The 21,638-nt window shown below is 67.6% G+C and carries 15 protein-coding genes and 1 pseudogene; 6 read left to right on the top strand and 10 right to left on the bottom strand.

What is annotated here, in order from left to right:
• Window positions 1-88 precede the first annotated feature (88 nt).
• The 6 genes and pseudogenes from WQO_RS00080 to WQO_RS00055 all read right to left on the bottom strand — a co-directional run bounded on the left by WQO_RS00080 (window position 89) and on the right by WQO_RS00055 (window position 8,494).
• Window positions 89-4,183 carry a LamG-like jellyroll fold domain-containing protein gene (locus WQO_RS00080; protein WP_237274074.1) on the bottom strand — a complete coding sequence of 1,365 codons (4,095 nt, stop codon included), beginning with the start codon at window positions 4,181-4,183 and terminating at the stop codon, window positions 89-91.
• A gap of 710 nt (window positions 4,184-4,893) precedes the next feature.
• Window positions 4,894-5,451 carry a telomere-protecting terminal protein Tpg gene (tpg, locus tag WQO_RS00075; RefSeq protein ID WP_010063899.1) on the bottom strand — a complete coding sequence of 186 codons (558 nt, stop codon included), beginning with the start codon at window positions 5,449-5,451 and terminating at the stop codon, window positions 4,894-4,896.
• A 10-nt stretch (window positions 5,452-5,461) separates the two neighbouring features.
• A pseudogene (locus tag WQO_RS00070) lies at window positions 5,462-6,411 on the bottom strand (telomere-associated protein Tap); the annotation flags it as partial.
• Between the two features lie 57 nt (window positions 6,412-6,468).
• Entirely contained in the window at window positions 6,469-7,083 is a 615-nt protein-coding gene (locus WQO_RS00065) for a DUF6461 domain-containing protein (RefSeq protein WP_010063902.1), read from the bottom strand.
• A gap of 137 nt (window positions 7,084-7,220) precedes the next feature.
• Entirely contained in the window at window positions 7,221-7,895 is a 675-nt protein-coding gene (locus WQO_RS00060; RefSeq protein WP_010063903.1) for a class I SAM-dependent DNA methyltransferase, read from the bottom strand.
• Window positions 7,896-8,053: 158 nt separating this feature from the next.
• Window positions 8,054-8,494 carry a glycine-rich domain-containing protein gene (locus WQO_RS00055; protein ID WP_010063904.1) on the bottom strand — a complete coding sequence of 147 codons (441 nt, stop codon included), beginning with the start codon at window positions 8,492-8,494 and terminating at the stop codon, window positions 8,054-8,056.
• A gap of 198 nt (window positions 8,495-8,692) precedes the next feature.
• On the opposite strand from WQO_RS00055, the gene WQO_RS00050 reads away from it, so the two are divergent.
• Together WQO_RS00050 and WQO_RS00045 are read left to right on the top strand one after the other, a co-directional pair.
• Window positions 8,693-9,985, top strand: a complete 1,293-nt coding sequence (locus tag WQO_RS00050; RefSeq protein ID WP_010063905.1) for a helix-turn-helix domain-containing protein — start codon at window positions 8,693-8,695, stop codon at window positions 9,983-9,985.
• 513 nt (window positions 9,986-10,498) lie between these two features.
• Window positions 10,499-11,428, top strand: a complete 930-nt coding sequence (locus tag WQO_RS00045) for a hypothetical protein (RefSeq protein ID WP_148660105.1) — start codon at window positions 10,499-10,501, stop codon at window positions 11,426-11,428.
• Window positions 11,429-11,588: 160 nt separating this feature from the next.
• On the opposite strand, the gene WQO_RS34490 is transcribed toward WQO_RS00045, so the two are convergent.
• A protein-coding gene (locus tag WQO_RS34490; RefSeq protein WP_107115780.1) for an IS5 family transposase occupies window positions 11,589-12,397 on the bottom strand; the annotation gives its coding sequence in 2 pieces (ribosomal slippage) (window positions 11,589-12,049 and window positions 12,049-12,397; 810 coding nt in all).
• 158 nt (window positions 12,398-12,555) lie between these two features.
• Between WQO_RS34490 and WQO_RS00035 the strand changes: the two genes are divergently transcribed.
• From WQO_RS00035 to WQO_RS00025, 3 genes are all read left to right on the top strand, one after another.
• The gene (locus WQO_RS00035; protein WP_029181941.1) at window positions 12,556-12,954 is read left to right on the top strand and encodes a hypothetical protein; all 399 of its coding nucleotides are present in this window, start codon (window positions 12,556-12,558) and stop codon (window positions 12,952-12,954) included.
• A gap of 87 nt (window positions 12,955-13,041) precedes the next feature.
• Window positions 13,042-14,403 (top strand): replicative DNA helicase, encoded by a 1,362-nt coding sequence (gene dnaB / locus WQO_RS00030; protein WP_010056741.1) that lies wholly within the window; start codon window positions 13,042-13,044, stop codon window positions 14,401-14,403.
• A 665-nt stretch (window positions 14,404-15,068) separates the two neighbouring features.
• A complete protein-coding gene (locus tag WQO_RS00025; RefSeq protein ID WP_148660104.1) occupies window positions 15,069-15,542 on the top strand; it encodes a hypothetical protein in 474 nt (157 codons plus the stop codon).
• Between the two features lie 109 nt (window positions 15,543-15,651).
• Here the strand turns inward: WQO_RS00025 and WQO_RS00020 are convergent, their stop codons facing one another.
• Window positions 15,652-16,719, bottom strand: coding sequence for a hypothetical protein (locus WQO_RS00020; protein WP_029181940.1), 1,068 nt, complete (start codon window positions 16,717-16,719; stop codon window positions 15,652-15,654).
• Between the two features lie 258 nt (window positions 16,720-16,977).
• Here WQO_RS00020 and WQO_RS36070 point away from each other — a divergent pair, with 258 nt between their 5' ends.
• Window positions 16,978-17,148 (top strand): hypothetical protein, encoded by a 171-nt coding sequence (locus WQO_RS36070; RefSeq protein WP_158514058.1) that lies wholly within the window; start codon window positions 16,978-16,980, stop codon window positions 17,146-17,148.
• Window positions 17,149-18,977: 1,829 nt separating this feature from the next.
• Here the strand turns inward: WQO_RS36070 and WQO_RS00015 are convergent.
• Window positions 18,978-19,193, bottom strand: coding sequence for a hypothetical protein (locus WQO_RS00015; protein WP_148660103.1), 216 nt, complete (start codon window positions 19,191-19,193; stop codon window positions 18,978-18,980).
• A 204-nt stretch (window positions 19,194-19,397) separates the two neighbouring features.
• Entirely contained in the window at window positions 19,398-20,126 is a 729-nt protein-coding gene (locus WQO_RS00010) for a helix-turn-helix domain-containing protein (protein WP_010056737.1), read from the bottom strand.
• Between the last annotated feature and the right edge of the window lie 1,512 nt (window positions 20,127-21,638).

The raw sequence follows: 21,638 nt of genomic DNA, 5'->3' as shown, positions 1-21,638 counted from the left end.
ACACGAAACGTCGTGAGGAAGGCGAAGAAGAGGGGAGACTCTGGGGTGAGTCCGGCCGGTGGGCCGGCCTCACCCCAGGGCGTGCCGGTCAGCTGCCTGCGGGTACTTCCGTGGGTGTGTCGAACCAGGCCCGGTAGAGCTCACCGATCTGGCTGTCATTCAGGGCGCCCTGGAAAGTCCAGACGTCGTCGATCGCCCCTGCGAAGTACTGCCCGGGGCTGTCTCCCTGGGCACGCCCGACCTGCAGCGACTTGGAGGCTTTGAAGGTCAGTACGTCCGATGCCCAGGCCACAAGGTCCTGGCAGCCGCTTTCGTCCGCAGCCCCGTCACCATCGGCGTCTTGGCAGGCGATCTCCTGAAGGACGCCGTTGACATAGAGACTGGCTTCCTTGTTGAACCCGTCGTAGACCACGGCAAGGTGATTCCAGTCCCGGACATCCGAGAACTCGGTATTGGTCACCTGCTTGACCGCGGCGCCCGCGGCGTCCTTGTCGGCGACTGTGAGTTCCCAGCGGCCCTTCCCCTCCGGGTCGGAGGGATCGGGGTGGAAGCGGACCTCGAGGGCGCTGCGGGATGCGCCGCCTGCGCTGAGGACCGCCATGTCGTGGTCCGGCACAGCAGCAGCCTGAGCCCAGGCCGTCATCGTGAAACTGGTACCGGTGTCGACCGGCATGGTCGCCGTCGCGGCATAGGTGTCGGTGCCGTTGAGCTGGAGACTGCTGTTGTCCACCATGCCCATCCCCAGTTGCGGTGCCCCGTACAGGCTTAGACGGTTCCGCTCCTGTGAGGAGTCCGGGGTGGTCACCGGGGAGCCGGCAGTCGTCTCCTCGAAGTTCCAGCGGCTCTTGACCAGGGGGCGCTGGCGGAAGATCTGCTGGACTTCCTCCGCCGATACGGGCCGCTCGAAGAGACGGACGTCATCGATCGTCCCCGGGAAGAAGCTCCTGATGGCCGTGCCCGAAGCCCCGGCACCGATCAGCATCGACTGGCTCGCGTAGAACGCGTCGCCGAGGGTGACGGACTGGGCCTTCTGCCCGTTCACGTAGAGCGTCAGGGTTTTGGCGACGGTGTCGTGAACACCGGTGAGATGGGCCCATTCACCTGCCCGTGCGCTGGAGCCGTCCGGCTGCATGGCCCGGACCGGTGTGGCATCGGCGGTGTCGGCTGAGTACTGGTTGAACGCCCACCGGTCGTGTGTGGCCGAGTAGTACAACTCGAAGCCGGGAGCGTAGTTGCCGGTCTGCGAGGCGATGACCGCGGCCTTGGTGGGTTTCGTGGTGTTCAGCTTGGCCCAGGCGCTCACACTGAAGCTGCGTGAGGTGTTCACGTGCGGCCCGCTGGTCTGGCCGATCTTGGCGTAACCGGTGGTTCCGTTGAACTGGGCAGCCTTGCCGGCGATACCCGCGACACCGGTGGTGATACCGCCGTTGTACTTGGCCGGCAGCACGCCGCCGTGACCGCGGATCTCCTTCGAGCCGGGCTCCTCGTCGAGCTCGAAGACTGCCACGGCGGGGCGGCCCGGGTCACCTACGGTCTGCTTGAGGTACAGCTTGTCGACCTCCGGCTGGGTTATCACCTTGTCGAAGATCTGTACTTCGTCGACCGCGCCGGGGAAGAACGCCTTTGCCACGCCGCTGTAGCTGCCGGCGCCGATCTGGAGGCCCCGCCGGGCATTCCACGGGCTGGACACCGACGCCTCACCGGTGAGCTTGCCGTTGACGTACAGGCTGAGCTTCTTGGCGACGCCGTCATACGTTCCGACCAGGTGCGTCCAGGCGCCTGCCGTCACCCCGCCGGGCTGGGCCGCCATCGCCCGGATCGGTGTGGCATCGGCGGTGTCGGCTGAGTACTGGTTGAACACCCACCGGTTCAGGCTGGCGGAGTAGTACAGCTCGAAGCTGGGGCTGTGATTACCCGGCTGGGCGGCCACGATCGCCGCGCTGGAAGGCAGCCGGGACAGGTTCACCCACGAAGAGACAGTGAAGCCCCGTGTCGTGTCGACCACCGAGAGGTCGGAGGAGGCGTAGGCATCGACACCGTTCAGTTCGAGTGCGGTGCCCTTCGTTCCCGGCGCCCCGGTGACGGCCCCGCCCTGGAGGCCAAGCGTCCTGGGCGGGGTCCACCCGTCCGCCTGGGCGGCACCGGAAGGTTCGTCGAGTTGCCACGTTGCGCGTTCTGGCTGGCCGGCCTTGACCCGGAACTGGTAGGTACGAATTTCCGAACCGTTGCCCGCAGCGTCGAAGGCCTGGGCAGTGACGAAGTTGAGCCCCGGCTTGGAGGGAAGGAGTTGCATGTCTTTGGCCGCGCCCCCGGTCGTGGTGAGCTGCCGGGCCGAGGTCGGATCGTTGTTGATCCCGTACCAGTAGCGGGTCACGTCACTCGATGACGTGTCGAAGGTGAACGTGCCGTACTGGCCCACGCCGTCGAGCCAGGGATCGTTCGGGTCCTCGGGGCGGGACGCGGGGTACTCACCGGAAACGATGCTCGGCGCCGCCGGGACGGTCTTGTCGTAGACGAAGTAGCACGCTGTCGCGTCTCCCGCGGAGGACCAGGGCGAGTACTGCCCGCCGAGCTCCGAACCTGGCACTCCGTCGAGGGAGCGGACATGCCAGCTCACCGTCTTGTTCTGCGGAATCGTGGAGGGAAGGCTCATGGTGAAGCTCGACCCCGACCTGGCGAAGCCGGTCCGTTTCGACTTCCACCGCACGATCGAGCCCTTGCCGTCACCCGCGTCCCACGCAGCCTGGACCTCAACGGCAATGTTGTCGCCGTCCGGGTCCGTGACGTTGTTGATGTGGATCCGCCCGAGCGTGCGCGCCCGCGCTACATTGTCAGGGCGTTTGCAGACACCGCCGTACTCCATGACGAGCTGCGACATCTTCACCTGAGGCGGCGGCTTGTTGTAGATGACCCTCAGGTGCGCCTTGTCGGAGAACCTCTTCCAGGCGTAGCGGTCGCCCTCGTTCGCGGCACGCAACCCGAACGTCATCGTCGACGATTTGCTGTTCGCAGCTTCCTGCACCGCCGACTTCACGTTGAACTCGGCGTCCTTCGCCGAACAGCCGTCGTAGCCGTACGCGAACGACTCCGAGGCGATCTGCTTGATCCAGAACCCGGATGCGTTCTGCGAGTTCCAGGTCGTCGACGATGAGATGTCCTTGGTCCGCCACAACTCGACCTCCCTGGCCGAGCAGGACGCGGCCCAGGTGCTCCGCACGACGAACGTCGCCGACAGGATCGACTTGCCGGCGAAAAGGGACGTCGAAATCCGGTACATCAAACGCTTGGTGTCATGCGGCGCGCAGTAGCTCCACTCGCAGTAGCCCATGCCGGCGGTGGACTCGCCGTTGAACTTCCACTGCGGTGATGACGCCCAGTACTTCGAGGCCATCGTCCACGCTGTGGCCTTGGGCGCGTGCCACTGAGGATCGATGAAGACCGGGTAAGCAGTGTCCTTGCCCCGCAGAACGTCGGCGTCAGGAGTCAACACCAACTCCTTGCCATGCTCCGGAAGCGTCACCCCGACCGGGGCCAGCTTTCCCGACTCCGTGGGAGCCGGCTCACCGGCCTCCTCGTTGGCGAGCAGCGTCTTGGTTCGTGGCATCGATTGCTTTGAAACTGCTGAGTTGGCTGGAGCACTGGAGGCGGGAGTGCTTGAGTCCCACATCACAGGCCGGGGTGCCTCGAACACCGTGCCCTGAGCACCGTTGTCGATCGCCTCAAGACCGCCCGATGCGGTCTCTTTTACCTGCATGCCATCGGCAGCCAGCTTCAAGCGCAGCTCGGAGAGCTTCTCGTTCGCCGCGGCCTCCGCAGAGTTGACCACCAGCAGCTGGGTAAAGCCGTCCTCCTGTGCCTCCATGCGCAGGTCGACGTCCGGCAACACATCACGATAGGTAGCCCGGGGCCCATCGAGTTCAGGCTCCGGCAACGCGTCCGGCCACGAAAGCGCAAGCTCCCTGCCTGCCCTGGTCATCCGGACCAGGGGCTCACTGCCGCCTCCTGAGAACGACAGCCCGACCGTTGCCGCTTTGGGTGTAACACTGCCGTCCGCTGAGCGGACCAGGTCAGTCTCGACGGGCTGCCACACACCCTTCACGCGGGTCCGGATCGGCCGCAGGTACTCCCGTGCCTCCAGATTGCCCTCAGGCGTCGCAAAGACATCAGTGCTCTCACCGCGCATCGACGTCACCTCAACTGGGCGACCGGTCTGTTTCGCGGATATCTGAGCAGCTTCCAGCCCAGGTTCGCCACTGGTGGCAGCCTCAGCAGCTGCCGCCCGCTCCCCAGACGGCACAGCCGTCGCCTCCGGAGCGGGCCCAGTCAGCAGGGTCACTCCGACTCCGGCTATCACCAGCGACGTTGCACCACGAGCACGCAGACGCCTCCACACAGTCCCCACCCCACTCGAAGAAGAAACAGATCCTCGAGGATGAGGAGCTCAGCGGGACTCTATGAAGATCCTGTGTGAATATCTAGAGGGTTCGTGAGCCCCTAAGTGGCAGAAACCCGACATGCGGTATGTGAACCAGCTCACCTTCTAGCAAGGGCAGCCTCAGGGCGAACAGCACCAAGGCGAGGAGGGGGTGAGTGCCTACGCGGCTGGCCCTGAACCCTCTGACCGCTGGGCAGCCGCCCTTGACCAGCGGTATCTGGTGCACAAACCGGCCGAGGTACTCCTGAAGCCCCTGAAGTTGATGCCGGGAGCTGGCGTCGGGATCGGAGCACCGTCAAGGGAAGGGCACATAACACGGAGAACCCCTGCTTTGCCGTGGAAGCGGCGGGGTGTTGTCCGTCCCACGGCAGGGCATTCGCAGGCCCGAACGCCCTGCAAGCCGCTAGGCACTGCCGCCGTCAAGCCCGCGGGGCCAGCTCTCGCGCACCGCTCTGTGTCTAGAGCCTGAACTGGAGGTCGAGGAGGTCGGTGAGTTCGACTTCGAGTCCTTGGGCGCGGCGTCCGCTGTCGCGGAAGTAGGTTTCGCCGAGGGCTTCGGCGGTGAGCTGGAGCAGCTGGTCCTCGTCGACTCCTGCGGTCTGGGCGTCGAGGAGGCGGGCGGCGTGGTGGGGTGGGAGGGCGAGGGTGAGGTGGCGGATGCGGGACTGGTCGGTGGATCCGGCGGCGGCGGTGTAGCCGAAGCGGGCCTGGACGTCGATCATGATGCCGTCGGTGGTGGCTGCTTTCTGCCGGGCCCGGGCTCTGACCTGCGGCTGCCACCGCGTGCGGACCTCCCTTTCCAGCCGGGTGGCCAGGTGCGGGCGGGGGTGCTTGATCTGGTCCTTCACATACCGTTCCACGGTGCGCCGGCTGATGCCGAGCAGGTCGGCGACCTGCTGGGTGCTGCCGCGGTGTTGGCGCACGAGGTAACGCATCTGGGCTCCGGCGGACTTGGGCACCGGGCGCGTGAACGCCTGCTGCACGGCCCGGCCAAGTTCTTCCTCAACGGTGACCATCCGCCGCTCCCTATTCTCCGGTGTCCCGGGCGGTGACCTCACCGGTCTTGATGTACCGGGCGAGGTTGGCGACCTTGCCCTCCGCAGCGAGCTGCTCCAACACTCCGACGCCCCACAGGACGTCCTGGGTGCCTTCGTGCTTGACCATGCCGGGAGAGACCCCGAGACGGAATGACCCGGGCACGGTCTTGCCGTCCGTGTCGTAGGGCAGGACGTCCAGGGGGCTGGGGCCGTCGGCGGTGTAGACGGCGCAGTCGGACATGACCGCGACCGGGTACCGGCCGGTGGCGGCGGCGAGGGCGACCATCTTGCGGTGCATGTTGATCCGGGCCCGGGAGATGACGGCGGCCCGGATGTCGGGGCGCCACGTCGGCCGGGCCAGCGCGGGCCACGCCTGCCCCGGCACCCACCCGCCGCCCCGGGCCTTCTCCTGCAGCTTGCCGATGCCACCCTTGACGGTCATCTTCACCGCGTCCACCACGATCCCCAGCTCAGGATCCCGCCCCTTGTAGCCGTCCATCGCCTTCAGGAACTCGCCGGGGGGCAGTTTCTCCGCAACCTTGAGGTCGGCCATGGTGGTGACGTAGGCGTCGCGCAGCCGTTTGTACCAGCCGTCCAGGAACCGCCCGCTCCGAGGCCGCAGCCACGCCTCAACAGGGGTGACGTCGTAGCCGAGTTCGACGGCACACGCCACGGTCGGCGTTGCGTACCAGGCCGGTCCCTCGGGCTGTTCGCCGGTCGGGGTGAACGGACTGGGCAGCAGACCTCAAGGTCGCGCCACTGCTTGGCGACCTTCACCCGGTTCAGGTCGACGTGGGAGAGGTCCACCAGCCACGAGCCGGGCACCGCCGGGTCGAATACCGGACCGGTGACGTGCTCCGGGGGTGCGTCGAGGCCGACAACCGCGCCGTTGGCGGCCGCGCCGAACGCCAGGTTCACGTCGATGCCGGCGACAGGTCTCCCGGGCAGGTGACGTTGCCGGTGCAAGCAAGCGGCTTTGACGGCCAGACCATCGGCCTACGCGAAGGCGGCGGTGGGAAGCGGAGCCCGGAAGTCCTCCCACGAGACATGGATGCCGTGCTCGATCTCGAGGAAGCGCAGAAAGGCAACGTCGGGAGGTTCCTCGCCGGAGTATTCGAAGCCTGGCACCCTACGCTCGTCGGGTTCTGCCATATGGCGCACGACCGGCTTGTAGTAGGCCAGTACCTGGCCGTCGACGGCATAGCCGACCTCGTGTTCGCCGTTCACACTGCGGAACACGGTGTATGCGCGAGTTCCTTGCGATAGCGCCGCCAGGTGGGCAGGGGCACGGCTGGTGATGTTCTCGACGGCATAGGCCCAGCCAGGAACCGCGCCAGCGCGAACGATAGCTTCCGGATGTGAGAGGAACCCGCCCTCGGTCAGCCGTGATACCAGGCTCTCGTCCTCCCAGTCGAGAAAGCCGAGGTCATTCAAATGACCATCCTCCGGGCGCATCTGGAGCTCGGCCACCACGTCATCGGACAGCTCGTGGAGGTGATGCGGATCCGCGCCCATCCGCACCAGTAGATCCTGCGGCCCGATGCCTTCGCACAGTGTGAAGGTGTAACCCAAGTCGTATGCGGTCGATATCCACCGCAACCCGTTCGCCACGTCCGCCCCCCTCCTCGCCCCCGCCGACTCACCTGGCAATGCAGACCAGACGATGCGTGGCGATAGCACCATTACCTGACTGGTGACGCGAGGTCCACACTATGGGTGGATGCGCGTGTCTTCCGCTGATCGGCGGGTCAGGCCGGGCCTTGGGCGCGTACGAGGAGCGTGCCCAGACCTTCCCCGCCCGGTGCGGGCAGGATGCGGGCGTCGACGTCGGTGAAGCCGTGGCGCTTGAGGAGGTCCGCCCACGCCTGGGGTGTGTACTGCCAGCGCAGCACGGTCAGTTCACTCTCCCTCCCTTCGAGCCACTTTCCGTGCATCGGCTGCGGCCCGTAGACGCCGGGGGAGGGCTCGGCCTGGCTGAAGGCGAAGATCCCGCCAGGTGTGAGGTTCCTGGCGACGAGCGGGAAGAGGAGCTCGGGGTCGGTGAACCACACCGCGCCCCACACGGAGTACACCGCGTCGAAGGGCATCGTGTAGGAGGTCAGGTAGTCGCCGGCCTCAGCGTGGACGAACTCCAGGCCGGGGGTGTCCTTCCACCACCGGCGGGCGCGGTCGACCTGGGCGGCGGAAAGGTCCACACCGGTCGTCACGACACCCTGGCGGGCCAGGAACGCCGCCTCCCTGCCCTCCGCGGGCCCCAGGTCCAGGGCACGGCGCGGGTCCCCAAGAACCTCGGCTCCGGGCCCGTGGCCGGGGTACTGGGTCCACTCGAACCGGTCCGCCACCGGGGCGGGCTGCTCGCCCGCTCCGCGATAGGGCTTGTAGGTGTCCCAGTACTGGGCCGGGGTGCGAGGCTCGGGCGACATGACGTTCCTCTGGGGGCGGGGGCGGCCTTCGAGCTGGCTACCGTACCCGCGCCGCTCCACTGCCCACCGGCGAACGCCCCCGACTCACCCCCAGGGGGGCACGTGCCGGGGCCCGGCGGCGCTCACAGCGTCGCCGGGCCCCGGCCGGCCGTTACGGCTCAGTGGCAGTTCTCCCCTGGCCGGCAGGGGCCGCACTTGCCGTAGTCCGCCTCCCACAGCTTCCAGTCGACCTCGAAGCCGTTGTCGGCGATGATCTGCGCCGTCCGCTCGACGCTGCCGTCGTACTTGAAATCGATCTCCGGGATGTGCTCCAGGAACCTGCCGTCGAAGTGCCGGTGGCAGAACTCGCGGTAGTTCCGCGTGTCCAGGATGAAGGTGTGCACCGCGATGTCGACCGTGCGGCCGCAGCACATCTCCAGGCCCTGGCCCCACTTGTCGATGGCCGTGATCAAGTAGGAGACGGCGGCGCGGAAGAGACGCGTCGCCATCACCTCGTCGAAGGGGTAGTCGCGCATGAGGAGCTGGACCTCCCGGGCCCAGACCTCGGGATCCACGTAGTCCCGCGGGTCACGGACCCTGGGTTCGGCGGCTGTCGCCATACTGTCCTCCCGTGTGTGAGAGACCCCGCCTCACGCCGGGGCCACACCCCCAGCAAAGCGACCACCCACCCCGCACGGTGATCAACATGCGCCCAGTGCACACCGTTTGCAGACCCTGCACACGCCATAGGCACCCCGCCCCACGACCTCTACCGTGGACAGGCAGACCTGTCGGCTCCTGGCGAGTGGGAGGCCCCTGTGCGCACCGATTCCCTCTGGACCTCCAGCAGGGTCACCACCGCCGTCGCCCGCCAGGACCCCGGCGCCCTCATCCGGATCGCACGCCAGCACCGGGGCTGGCGGCAGACCGACCTCGCCACACGCATCGGCTGCTCCACCTCCACCGTCTCCCGCCTGGAAACACACCATCGCTACGCCGACCTGACGCTCCTTCGGCGCGCCGCCCACGAGGCGGGCGTCCCGACGGCTGTGCTCGCGGCGTCACTCGGGTTAGCCGGGCCACCAGCCGCTACAGTCGTCGCGGACGGGCCACGCCGTGACGAGGAGGACCCCATGCGTCGCCGTACCCTGCTTGCTGCCGCCGGCCTCACAGCCCCCGCCGCCCTGCTGACCGGCGTCCAGGACGCACTCGCCAGCACCCCGGCCCCCACCGGCTCGACCATCCCGCTGGACAGACGCATCACCACCGCACGCGGCTACTTCGACGCCGGCCAGCACAGCCACCTCCTCAAGGCCCTGCCCGGCCTGCTGGCCGACACCCGCGAAGCCGCCCGAAGCCGCCAGGACCTTGACTTCGCCCGCCTCTCCGCGTGCTACAGCCTCACCGCCCAAGTCCTGACGAAAATCGGCAGATACGACCAGTCCAGGCTCAGCGCCGACCGCGCCACCATCTACGCCGAACTCTCCGGCTCACCCCTCGCCGCCGCCGCAGCAGCCAGGGAACTGAGCATCGTCCTCCGCCACCAGAACCAGCCAGCCGCCGCCCAACGCCACATCCTCGACGCCGTCACCCGCGTAGAGAAGACCGGACTCCAAACACCGGCCCAGGCCTCGGCCTACGCCCAGATGCTGTGCACCACCTCCTACACCGCAGCCCGCGCCGGCGACCGGGACCAAGCACTCACCATGATCCGCGACGCCACCCGCGCCGCCCGCGACCTCCCGCACCACCCGCCCCAGGGCCGTCTCTTCCCCCTCACCCCCGCCGCCGTCGACCTGTACGCCGTCGGCGTGCACTGGGCGCTCGGTGACGCCGGCGCCGCTCTCGAAGCCGGACGCGGCCTGCACGAGGGGCAGTTCAGCACTCCGGAGCGCAAGGCACGCATGCACACCGACCTCGCCCGGGCCTGGTGGCAGTGGGGTAAACCCGAGCAGACGGCCGCCGAACTGCTCAGCGCCCTGCGGGCATCACCGGGCGAGGTCCGAGACCGCCCTGCCATCCGCACCATCGTCACCGACCTGCGCACACGGCACGCCCAGGCAGCGGGAGTACGGGAACTGGCCGCGTCCGTCGGTACCAGAGCCGCCTGACCCGGCCTCGACGCCCGCTTGGGCCCGTGGACGCGACGGGAGGCCGTTCGGCACACGAAGGCCTGGCGCCGCGCCGCAACGAGGACGGTGCAGATCCGGGCGGGGGAGGCGCTGGCAGATTTCGAGGGCCGTGCAGGTTGGTGATGGGGCCGGCTGGCGGGCTGCGCTCTTGGCCCTCAACATGCCTGGACGCCGGTTGGGCCGTAACCACCCCCGCGCAGACCAGGGAGGTGCTGCTCTTCGGTGCTGGTGGCCCCGATCCGGCCCCATCGCCAGGATTCTAGGAGACGCCTCTGACATCGCCACCGGGGCTTGAAGACGGAGGGGAAGCAGACCCGGGCGTGGACCTACGAAGCGGCACGTCAGCCCCCTGAACCAGTCGGCCGGTGCCCGGCGGACGCCTGCCCGCCGAATCGCTGAGAGGGCGTGATCGCATCGGATAACCTCTCCTTATCCGACGCGACATGACGGCTGTAAAACATAAATCGCATGTATTGCTCATAGGGGTGGGAAATGTCGAATGTGACTGTCGATCACGACGACGTGAGCACGCCGGTCGAGCGTCTGGTGATCAAGGACTCGGTGCAACGCAAGCTCTTTACGTACAGCGGCAACGAGTGCGCCTGGCCCGAGTGCGAGCAGGTGCTGGCGCCTGTGGAAGGCGGCTGGTTCGGGCAGATCGCCCATATCAGGGCGGCGGAGACCGGCGGCCCGCGCTTCGACGAGGCCATGACTAATAACCAGCGGCGCGAGTTCGGCAACCTCCTCCTGCTGTGCGCGAAGCACCACCGGCTCATCGATGACAACGAGACCGCCCATCGCTACTCCCGTGAAGCCCTTGAGAAGATCAAGCACCATCATGAGAGCCGCTTCGAGCGAGCCCTGGACGACCTCAGCCGCCAGGAAGAGCAGTACGTCGACCGCACTGCGGCGATCGCCGCAGTGCACTGCTCGACGCTGGATGCTGTCTACTCCGATGGCTTCCTTGACGAGGCGGATGTGCGGACGGAAGTCGTGCGCTTCAACCGCATCGCCGACTACCTAGCCCAGGTAACGCCTGCGGCCCGGCAACTGCTCTGCTTGGTCGTTGAGAACGAGTCCCGGATAGGCCTGGCAGAGGCGGCCCGACGTGACCGGTTCGGCACCGAGCAGAAGGTGAAAGATCTGGTTGACGAGCCCTTCAGGCTGGACCTCGCTCGCTTCGATCCCACACCGTCGGACGAGCTGGACTACGGACAGGTGGTCGGGCGCATCGAGTCCATGGACACCTTCTTCAGCAACTCGGTCTTCGAGGGCCTCCCGTTCTGGGAGGACCTGCGGCGGCTCGGACCGGACATCTTCAAGAAGCTGATCGTGGACCTCGACTTCTCTGTCCTGGACGGCCCGCCGGCTGCCGCCGGGGCGGCCAGCATCAGTGCGGCCGTCTCGAAAGAGGCTCGGTGAGGGACACCACCGGGACGATTTCAACCGGCACCAGTGCTCTGCCGAACGTGGACGCCGCCGAGCGCCAGGCCCTCGTTGATCGGTGGGCCGAGCGCCACGATGCCGCCCGCCGCCTGGCCGAGTCGCCGTGCTCCAGAGGAAACCCGGCTTAGAAGCCATCTCATTTGGTGAGTGGGCGGTAGCAGATGAGAGTGCAGGCGATGCTGGTGAAGGCGAGGAAGTGGTCGGCTTTGCGTTCGTAGCGTCGGTGTAGGCGACGGTGGCCGGCGAGCCAGGCCATGGTGCGTTCGACGGTCCAGCGGTGGCGGCCCAGCCGTTGTGGGGACTCGATTCCCTTGCGGGCGATGCGGTGGGTGATGCCGCGCTGGCGTAACCATCGCCGCAGGTGGGCGTAGTCGTAGCCCTTGTCGGCGTGGAGTTTGGCGGGCCTGCGTCGCCGGGGTCCGCGGCGTGAGCGGATCGGCGGGATGCCCTTGACGAGCGGGATCGGGGCCTGGCTGTCGTGCAGGTTGGCCCCGGAGATGCCGATGGATTTGGGCAGACCGGACCGTTCCGTGATCAGGTGGATCTTCGAGCCGTACTTGCCCCGGTCGACAGGATTCGGACCCGTCAGGTCCCCCTTTTCAGGGCGCGCATGTTCACCGAGTCGATCGCGCGCCGTGACCAGTCCAGCTCGCCGCGGGCACCGAGTTCGTCGAGGACCAGGCGGTGGAGCTTGGCCCACACTCTGGCCTTCGACCACTCCGAGAACCGCCGGTGGGCGGTCGCTCCGGACGGGCCGAACGACGCCGAAGGCAGCTGCTGCCAGGTACAACCCGACGTGGCCACGAAGACGATCGCGGCCAGCACTTCCCGGTCGCCGTGTCGGCGCCGGCCACCGCCCTGCGGCCGCGACGGCGCCTCCGGCACCACCCGCTGGAACAACTCCCACAACTCGTCCGGCACCAGCCGCTCAACGATCCCCACCATGACTCACAGAGTAGCGAGTCGCCCAAATGAGATGGCTTCTTAGTGATCCCGAAGGGATCTCTCTCTCTGGTCCCGGCAGCCCCACGGGTGACGGCTCGGAGCAGAACGGGAGAGAGACGGCTGCGCCGGAGGACGACGCTGCTTCGGCCGCTGCGGAGGTGCCCGCGCCGCGGCGTGGCAAGGCCGAGGACTGCGGGCAGCGTGCGGAGGTGCTGGAGCTGCTGCTGGGGCTGCCGGGCCGGATGCACCGGGACGATGCGGTGGACCTGCTGCCGCTGGTGGTGGACGCGTTGGCGGCGGGGTGGACGCAGCCTCGGCTGCGGGATCACCTCGCGCGGCGGTGTGACCCGGACCGCGTCTTCGACGTGGCTGCGGTCTACCGCAAGCACCTCAAGCGGCTCCCGGCGGCCCCGGCCGGGGCGAGTGTTCATCCGGCGGCGGCCGTACCAGCGTGCTCGAAGTGCAACGGGTCCGGCCTGGCCGAGGATCCGGTGACGTTCCTCCCCGTCGGCCGGTGCGAGTGCCGCAGGGCTCCCGCGTACGCGGGCACGTCCTGACCGGCCCGCACCTGCCCGTACGACAGCAGCGGCCGGAACCCTTGCCCGGCCCGGCCGCTGCGTGAATCTCGTGAACGGAGATCCACTATGAGCGTAGCCATCCCCAACCCGACCGCGCCCGGCGACCAGACGGTCTTCGAGCGGGTCCCGCCGCAGGAGCTGGAGGCGGAGCAGTCCGTCCTGGGCGGCATGCTGCTGTCGAAGGACGCGATCGGCGACGTCGCCGAGATCCTCCAGGCAGGCGACTTCTACCGGCCGGTCCACGAGACCGTGTTCCGGGCGATCCTCGACGTCCACGGCAAGGGCGAGCCCGTCGACCCGATCACGGTGGCGGGCCACCTGACACGGACCGGCGAGCTGGCCAAGGTCGGCGGGGCGCCCTACCTGCACACGCTGGTCCAGCAGGTGCCCACGGCGGCGAACGCCTCGTACTACGCCGAGATCGTCTACGCGGCCGCCGTCGCCCGGAACCTGGTCACCGCTGGCACCGCCATCGCCGCCAGCGGGTACGCCCGCGACGGCGACACCGACGAGCTGGTCGAGCGCGCCCAGGAACGCCTGTACGGCGTGGTCCGCCACCGCGGCGACGACTCGCTGCTGGACGCCTCGCACGGCATGGACGCCACCTTCGACGAGATCGAGGCGGCCGGGAAGCTCAAGCCTGGCGAGCTGACCGGTGTGCCCACCGGTTTCACCGACCTGGACCGCCTGACCCTCGGCCTCCAGCCCGGCCAGCTCATCCTGATCGCCGGACGCCCCGCGATGGGCAAGTCCACCCTCGGCCTGGACATCGCCCGCGCCGCCAGCCTCAAGCACAAGCTCTTCACCGCGTTCTTCTCCCTGGAGATGAGCCGCAAGGAGCTCCACATGCGGCTGCTGTCCGCCGAGGGGTCCGTCGGCCTGCACCACATCCGCTCCGGGGTGCTCACCGACGACTCCTGGGAGCGCATGGCCAGGGCCAAGGCCCGCATCGACGCCGGGAACCTCCTCCTGGACGACTCCCCGGAACTGACCGCCCTGTCGATCCGCACCAAGGCCCGCCGGCTCAAGCAGCGCGGGTGCCTCGACCTGGTCGTCATCGACTACCTCCAGCTGCTCCAGTACGGCGGCGGCCGCCGCCCCGAGTCCCGCCAGCAGGAGGTCTCCGACATCTCCCGCCAGCTCAAGCTCATGGCCAAGGAGCTCGAAGTGCCGGTCATCGCGCTCTCCCACCGCGGACCCGAGCAGCGCACCGACAAGAAGCCGCAGGTCTCCGACCTGCGCGAGTCCGGCTCCCTGGAGCAGGACGCCGACGTGGTGATCCTGCTGCACCGCGAGGACCAGTACGAGAAGGAATCCCCCCGCGCCGGGGAGGCGGACTTCATCGTCGGCAAGCACCGCAACGGCCCCACCGCGATCATCACCGCCGCGTTCCAGGGCCACTACAGCCGCTTCGTGAGCATGGGTTAGCACCTGAACCTCCCGGGAAGCCGCCTCGGCGGCCCTCTCGCGGGCGATTTCCCGCCCCGGGCCCCTCGGGTCGCCCGGGGCGGAGATCGGCGCTCAGCGGCCCGTACAGGCGATCTGCGGCCGGGGGCGTCCTCTAGCAGCGGTCGTCGGCAGGGCGCGCGGGTGGCGCCACGGGCCGGTTTCCGGGGGCTGTCGTGGCGCTGCTAGGCGATAGATGCCTGGTCAGGGGCCTGCGCCTAGCAGCAGCGGGTGCTAGGTCTAGCACCCCCGCTAGCAGCGCCCGTACAGCTTGGTGGCGGTCCCGGGGCGTGCGTCCTGCCGGCGGTGGGGGGTGGCCTGGCAGGACGCGTCAGGGGGCCGCCCCGGGACCCGGTGCTGCGTGTACCCGACTGCGTCAGGTCTAGACCTTTAGTCGGCCAGGGTCGGACCGGTGCCCACCTGTCCGAAGAGGGCACGGGGCGGTCCAGGTGGCGGAGGTCCCGGGGCGGCCCTTTCCGTCGGGACGGGACCCCGGCGGGGTGCCGTGTCGGGGCCGCCCCGACTCCGTCTCCGGTTCTACCCGGATCCCGGGGTTTCCTGTTTTCCCGTCCATGGCGTACTGACACGAAACCGAGAGATCGCAGTCACGAAGGCGCACTGAGGTGCCCTCCTCGTACCTTGGTGCCATGGCCATGGGTGACAGGCAGCGTCGCCGGGACGGCGTCATGAAGCGAGTCCAGCTGACGAGCGGGGATCACGGCGGGAAGAACACCGGTGGGCGCGCCAAGGGGAAAGACAAGCGGCCCCCCCTCTCCAAGGCCGAGAGGCAGGCACAGGTGCAGCGCCAGGTGGAGACCTTCCGGCAGAACATTCGCGCCAGCGAGCAGCGTCGGAAGGACCGGCAGAGTAGCGGCTCTGCCCCTGCGGTCGAGCCGCAGTCGACTGACGGCGAATCGGCTTCCACTGGTGAGCGGCTGACCTACGTGTACGGCGTGCTGCTGGCTCGCGTCTCGTCGTACGGCAAGGCCATGGACAGCGGCAGCTGGGAGACCCTGGATGAAGAGGCTGTCAAGGTTGCGGCGGCGGCCGCCGAGCTGGAGGCCGCCACGAAGATGATTACAGAGGCGGCCGGTATCGCTGATGACCCGCCGGGAGGCTGATGACCTCCGCTTGCCTTACCGTGCGGGCGCTCGGAGACGGGCATTTTCGCTAGCGATAGAGCAACTTGATTCGCAGGGAAGACTGGCCGTCGGCACGGCGTCGGCCGGACTAGGCTGTCGATGAATTCTTCCCCTGGGCACGTTGCTGAGCCGCGAGGTCGAGCTGCTTCTTCCGGAGGGTGAGCTCCTTCGTACAGATCTTCATGGCGTCCTCGTTGAGCCGCTGATCGATGACCTGCCAGCGGTACGGCTCATACCGTTCGCGCATTTCCCGGGCCAAGTAGTCCACCAGGTCGATGGAGGCGGAGAGGCCCTTCTTCGGATCTGCGTCGAGGGCCGAGGCTCGCGCATGACGGAGCAACCCGAAGCCGCGGAGCATGTTGCAGCCGTCCTCCCAGGCGTCACGGCGCAGGCCGAAGTCTTCCTTCCGGGCCTTCCCGTACAGGTAGACGCCGGTCTCGGCGTGCTGTTCGCGGGCCCACTGGCTGAGCGCCCGCAAGGTGAGCCAGGTGGCGATCTCGGAGGGGTTGAGCACCTGAACCCAGCCCATGAGGAAGAAGTTGGCGGGAACCGTGATCGTGCGAGCGGACCAGTGCGGGGCGGGCACGGTGTAGGTATCGGGGGTCTGGTGCCCACCCCGCCCGCCCTCCTTCATGAGCGAGAACTGCTCGTAGAGCCGCCGGCCGCCGTTCCTCGCCCTCGGCACCACGGCCAAGGCCCGCTCCAGCCCGAGCTTCTCCAGGGTGTCCAGAGCGGATTTGACCTGTCGAACACGCAGGTCGGGGCCTGTCCGTTCCTGCTTGGTGTCCGGCATGTATGTCCCCGAAGCGGAGTGATACGCGCCGTCGATCGCGACGAAGTCGGACCAGGAGCCCACGCCGGTGAGGGGGCGGGCGTTGGCCCACGGCTCGTTCACGTCCAGTCGGCACTGGGCTTCGAAGAGGGCCAGTAGGTAGAAGCGCAGCGCGATCCCTCGGGGTAGAACCAGCCTCGTCAGGGGGGCCCGCTCTCCATCGGGCCGCTGGATCAGTACGAATCGGAGAACGATCTCGGCAGGTTTCCTGCCGGCCTCCCACACGTCCCGGAGCGCTCTGCTGGCGCCCTCGACGGCCTTGGTCTTCTGCATCTCTCCCAGTCGCCGAAGTCGACGGGAGGTCGCGTCCCGCGTGTCAGCCATGCCAGCCTCCGTAAGCGCTTTGATCCCAACGTTTTGATCCGCATTAGAGACAACTTAACTATAACTAGTTCGTCTCTCGTGCGGATCAAAGCGTTTTCAGACTCCCGCCAAAGGGTCCTTCCACAGCGGGATCATTGTTCTTGCAGGCCCCATTGGGGCCTGGCGGCACCGCCGTTCGCACGGACATGCGAACGGCCCCGGGTACCAGCCGGGGCCGCGACAAGTGCAAGAACTCACATCACAGCGAAGGAGCCCTACGTGGCCAACGGTACAACTCCAGATCAGCCCGAGCGACTGTCCCAGCGGTGGACGCTCATCCTCCTCTCCGCTTTCGTGGCCGGGGCGGTCGTCTTCGCCCTTGCGGGGGCTCTGGCGGCGCTCGGCGCCGCAGGCGCCACGGCGGTCGGCCTGCACCAGTTGATGGCGTAGAAGGATCCAGGGGCGCCCTTTCCTCAGGGCGCCCCACCCCGCCTGATGATCTGCAGATTCTTGTCGGTGGTGGTTCTGTCGTCGCAGGTGCGGTCACAGCCGGCGGGGAGCACGACCCAGGAGCAGGCGGTCCGAGTTCTTCCTCACCACCCCGGCCCGGGGTGCTCCGGCGCGGGCCCCACGGCGGGCGCGTGTCGTGCGCGTGGGAGACGGCGGCAGCTGGTGAAGTCGCCCGGGGCGGTCGTTCCGTCGCCGACCCCACGTCGGCCGCCCGCCCCGGGCCCGCGCAGCCTCGCACAGCCGTGCGTCCCGCCCGGGACCCGGGGCCGGTCCTCCTGGCGGTGTCCGCCGGCCCCGCAGCGGACACGGGACGGGCCTGGCTTCTCCAGGGACCCTCGCAGGGAAGTAGTCGGCACCGCCCGGCCCCCTTGACCAGGCCTGTGACGTGCAGGTTTCCCCGCCACCGGCATCGGGTGGGGCAAGTTGTGAGGCAACTTGTAGGGCAAGTTGTGGGGCAAGTTGTGGGGCAAGCCGTTCGTATCGGTCCGGGTTCCTCGCGCTGAGCGGCGTACGGCATTTCGGTGACGTACCGGGTGCTCCCTGACGTCCACGGCGACGTTGGCCGCACTCACCACGGCAGGTCACAGCGCCCCCGCTCCCTGGACTCACCACGGCAGCCCAACAACTCACCACGCCACTCACCACGCCTGGGTGGGACTCACCACGCCACTCACCACCGCGTGGTGAGTGGGCCGGGCCACCGCCTGCGGTGGCCGGGTTCGGTCCCGCGTTCCGTCGGCTTCTCCCACTGGCCGTACCCCGCCATCCGTTCGGCCCGCTCCCGGGGAGTGCAAAGGGGGGTGCGGGGAGGGGTGCACAGGAGGGTGCGAAGGGGGGTGCGAAGGGGGGTGCACAGAGGGGTGCGCTCGTCCTGGGCGGCCTCTCCCGTTTACCCAGGTCAGGCCCTGGTTTCAGTGTGGTGAGTGGTCAGACTTCCTCTTCTGCTGCCCTTCCTGCTCCCGGTGTTGTGGGGGAGTGGTGGGTGGTTTGGGGCGGTGGCGGTCATCGGAACCGGCGGGGCGCTGCGCTGGCTGTTGGGGGCTGCGTCGGCCGGTGGCTGCCGCGCCTGGTGGGAGGCGCGGGGCGCGGCGTTCAGCAGCCCTCCAGGCACCGTTCTGCGCCTCTCCTGCCCGTTGACCCCTTGGGTGGTCTGGTGGGCGCTGGAGGAGCCGTCAGGGCTCACTGGGCCCTCCGCCCTCGGCCGCTCTCGTGGTTGCTAAGGGTGTTGCTAAGGGGGTTGTCAGGGGGGTTGCTAAGGGGGTTGCAGAGGAGGTTGCTAAGGGGGTTGCGCTCGTTCCGGACGGCCTCTCTCGTTTCCCCAGGTCAGGCAGCGATTTCGGCGTGGTGAGTGGTCGGACTTCCTCTTCTGCTGCCCTTGGCCCTGGTGGTGGGGGAGTGGACGGGTGGGGGCGGTGGCGGTCATCGGAACCGGCGGGGCGCTGCGCTGGCCGTGGCGTCGCGTCGGCCCGTGGCCGCCGCGCACTGGGCGTGGGGCGGCCGGTGGCGGCTCTCAGGGCGTCGACCGGACGCCACGGCCCCCCTGGGGCTGCCGGGGGCCAGCGAGGGCCTGTACAGGCGGTCAGCCGGTTTCAGGTACAAGATCCCCTCAGGGCGGGGTACGGGGAGTCTTCTCTTCGCTCCTACACTTCCGTAGCGTGTGCCAGCGTGGCGAAACCCGCCGTCAGTGGAATGAGAAGACGGGTTCCGCCACCAGTGAAGGACACCGCAGGTGGGCCCCCGAGTGGTGAGACACGAGGGGGCTCGCCGCGTTAAGCGCCCAGAACCTTCGCGAGCAGTTCAGCGAGTTGCTCGCCGGCTCCGGTTGCAAAGCCGATCAGCAGCGCGAGCATCGTCATACTGACGAGACCTTGCCGCCTCCTGCGGTCCTCCCGGCCCGTTGCGTTCTCGGACGCAAGGTCCTCCTCGTTCTTCTCGGAGCCGGTAGGCATGAGCAAAAGAACACCTCCCAATCGGTCGAGTGACATGCCGGCACCCCAGCAGCAACGGGCGTCGTCCGGCCGTGTTCCTGACGGATCGGGACCACGCATCGCTGCGGAAGTGGATGTGACAGTAGCCCCAAACGAACCGTCAGCTCAGGTCTCCGCCAGACGACTTACCTGCCGGTAGCGATTACCATGACGGTTGCGCGTGCGCGCGTCCGCGCGCGCGGGAGGCACCTGTGACGCAGCTCACTTCTTCTTGCGCTTTCGACCCGGTTTCGAAGTCTTCTTCCAGGGTGCTTTCGGCAACCGCGCCACCTCACCCACCCCTAGCCCAACCACCGGAGAGCGCACCGGCCTCACCCGGAAACCGTTCTTCTGCATCACAGCCGTACGCCTCCTCTCCCTCTGCGCAAGCCACTCAGCACGCTCGGCCGGCGACAGATGCTGAGGCGGCCTCCTACGCTTCCCCCGCCGCGCCTGCGCGACCTCCCGCTGCCGCGCCGCCTGCTCCAGAGCCTGCAACGCCGACTCGAACCACCGATCAACCGTCTTCGTGGTGTACCCGGTGATGTCAGCGAACTCCCGAGCGGAAAGCCCCACCTCCATGGCCCGCCGCACCGACGCCCGTGCCCTGGCCGAGATCCTCAACTCCGTCTGCGACATACGACGCCGACGCTCCCCGATCCGAACAAGCCGCTCCTGCGCCCTCTCAACAGGTAAGCCACGCGCCTCGACTCTTCGCTTCGCCACCCATCGCGCGACGGTCTTCGGGGTGTAGCCGGCTGCGGCGGCCGCTTCCTCGATGTTGATTCCCGAGGTCACCGCCTCCACGACATGCCGTCGAACCTCCTGCAAGTACCTCTGCTCCGCGCACCTGAATCTGCTGCGGCGCCGGTTGATGCGCACCAGGTAGACGCGCAGCTCACCCGCCACCTCCGCCTTCGTCTTCCCGTGGCTGTACGGACCCTTGACCATGCCCCCCCCAATCAGCGATGGGGGCATCCTGCCAACGGGGGCCCTGCGGCAGAGCCGTATACCTCCAACTGCACCCACGCGAGCTCGCTGAAGCAGCCCGCAGCCGGCCACTAGAGATGTGTCGGCGGTCTCCGCCATCCCACGGCAGCTCAAGGCGGAACTCCCGAGACCTCTAGTTGCTCCACGCCCAGACCATGTGACGAATAGGTCCATATTGCGGCCGGGGCGGCCTGCGTGATCGGAGCTCCCCCAAGGTTTTCCCAGGCATACCGCAATATTGGGGTTCTAATACGGGGCGTGACGGCGGACATGAACCAGCCTGATAAACTCTGCAGTGACGCTCAGGAGACCGCCAAAGCGCTCGATGTCAGTGCCACCTGTTAGACTTTAAGAGACAGATTGGGAAGAGCTGATGGGCCGTCAAGCGACAGCTCTCAGGGTAATGCAGGAGGTAGACATAGAAGCCTGACGGGGTGTAAGATGAAGAGTGAAGTAAGCGATTCACCACTGCTCTTCTAGAGCAAAACAGACCCAAGACAGACGTATGTCTCGCCGGAGGTTAAGCACCCTCCGGCATCATTATGCCCAGAAACAACTACAATAAGTAAACGAAGGATAACTATGAGTGATAACAATCGGAGCAACCGGGCCCCACAGCAGGAGAAGCCCTCTCAGGAGAGCACACAGGAGCCCGAGGAGGGCCCGCGCCGTCTCGCCGCGTCCGCTCGCTGGGGGGTGAGAAGCCTTAAGGTCATGGGTTACCTAATGACCATTGGCAGAATCATCGAGTTCATTGCAGATAATCTCTGAAAGGAAACGCACCGCCACTCTCCCAATGCAAGCCCTGCGTAATTAACGCAAGGGCCATTTTTATACCCAAAATAGCCAGGCACTTGTTTATGGCGCAGTTTCGATTCAGCAAAGGGTATAAGTTTTAAATAGGGGGAGGCAATTTCGCCTCCCCCTATAATTATGGTTTCAATTCTCTTGCAGTGGGCGAAGAGCCTGACTTCAATACTTTCGGGGTGGGGGTACGGCATCGTTTTATTCTGGGGCTCAGAAAGTCCGGTTTCGCCAACTCCGCGCCCGATTGGACCATGGATCTTCCCGGGTGTGTGGCCCGGTTCTACCAATCCAACATGCTGCATCAGATGATGCAGCCCCCGCAACGGTCAGGTCGGCGCGGCCCCAGCCGCCCTCCCCTGTAGCCAGCCCGGCCCGCGCCAGCGGGCCGCAGGCCTTGGAGGCGCAGCCGGAGGGGCCGTTGGGTTGGGGAGCGCAGCGGACCGGCCCAACCCGGTGCGGAGCGAAGCGGAGAACCGGTCAGGCCTTGCGCAGCAAGGCCCGGTCTGGGAGCGCAGCGGACAGGCCGCCACCACCCAGGCGCAGCCTGGGTGGTGGGCACCTCGCGCAGCGAGGTGCAGCGCGAACGCGGAGCGGGAGCGCAACCACCGGGCGCAGCCCGGTGGTTCGCTTGCCCATCGCGCAGCGATGGGGTACCCGCTCCGCGGG

It is taken from the genome of Streptomyces globisporus C-1027 (genome assembly GCF_000261345.2).
GTDB lineage: Bacteria > Actinomycetota > Actinomycetes > Streptomycetales > Streptomycetaceae > Streptomyces > Streptomyces pakalii.
The sequence above is the reverse complement of the archived record's forward strand: the minus strand, read 5'-3'. Positions and strand labels throughout refer to the sequence as shown.

Coding starts and splice junctions, on each gene's coding strand:
- WQO_RS00080 (WP_237274074.1), bottom strand. CDS start 4,183: ATGCGCGGTGAGAGCACTGATGTCTTTGCGACGCCTGAGGGCAATCTG.
- tpg (WP_010063899.1), bottom strand. CDS start 5,451: ATGGTCACCGTTGAGGAAGAACTTGGCCGGGCCGTGCAGCAGGCGTTC.
- WQO_RS00060 (WP_010063903.1), bottom strand. CDS start 7,895: ATGTCGCCCGAGCCTCGCACCCCGGCCCAGTACTGGGACACCTACAAG.
- WQO_RS00055 (WP_010063904.1), bottom strand. CDS start 8,494: ATGGCGACAGCCGCCGAACCCAGGGTCCGTGACCCGCGGGACTACGTG.
- WQO_RS00045 (WP_148660105.1), top strand. CDS start 10,499: ATGTCGAATGTGACTGTCGATCACGACGACGTGAGCACGCCGGTCGAG.
- dnaB (WP_010056741.1), top strand. CDS start 13,042: ATGAGCGTAGCCATCCCCAACCCGACCGCGCCCGGCGACCAGACGGTC.
- WQO_RS00025 (WP_148660104.1), top strand. CDS start 15,069: ATGGCCATGGGTGACAGGCAGCGTCGCCGGGACGGCGTCATGAAGCGA.
- WQO_RS00020 (WP_029181940.1), bottom strand. CDS start 16,719: ATGGCTGACACGCGGGACGCGACCTCCCGTCGACTTCGGCGACTGGGA.
- WQO_RS00015 (WP_148660103.1), bottom strand. CDS start 19,193: ATGTCACTCGACCGATTGGGAGGTGTTCTTTTGCTCATGCCTACCGGC.
- WQO_RS00010 (WP_010056737.1), bottom strand. CDS start 20,126: ATGGTCAAGGGTCCGTACAGCCACGGGAAGACGAAGGCGGAGGTGGCG.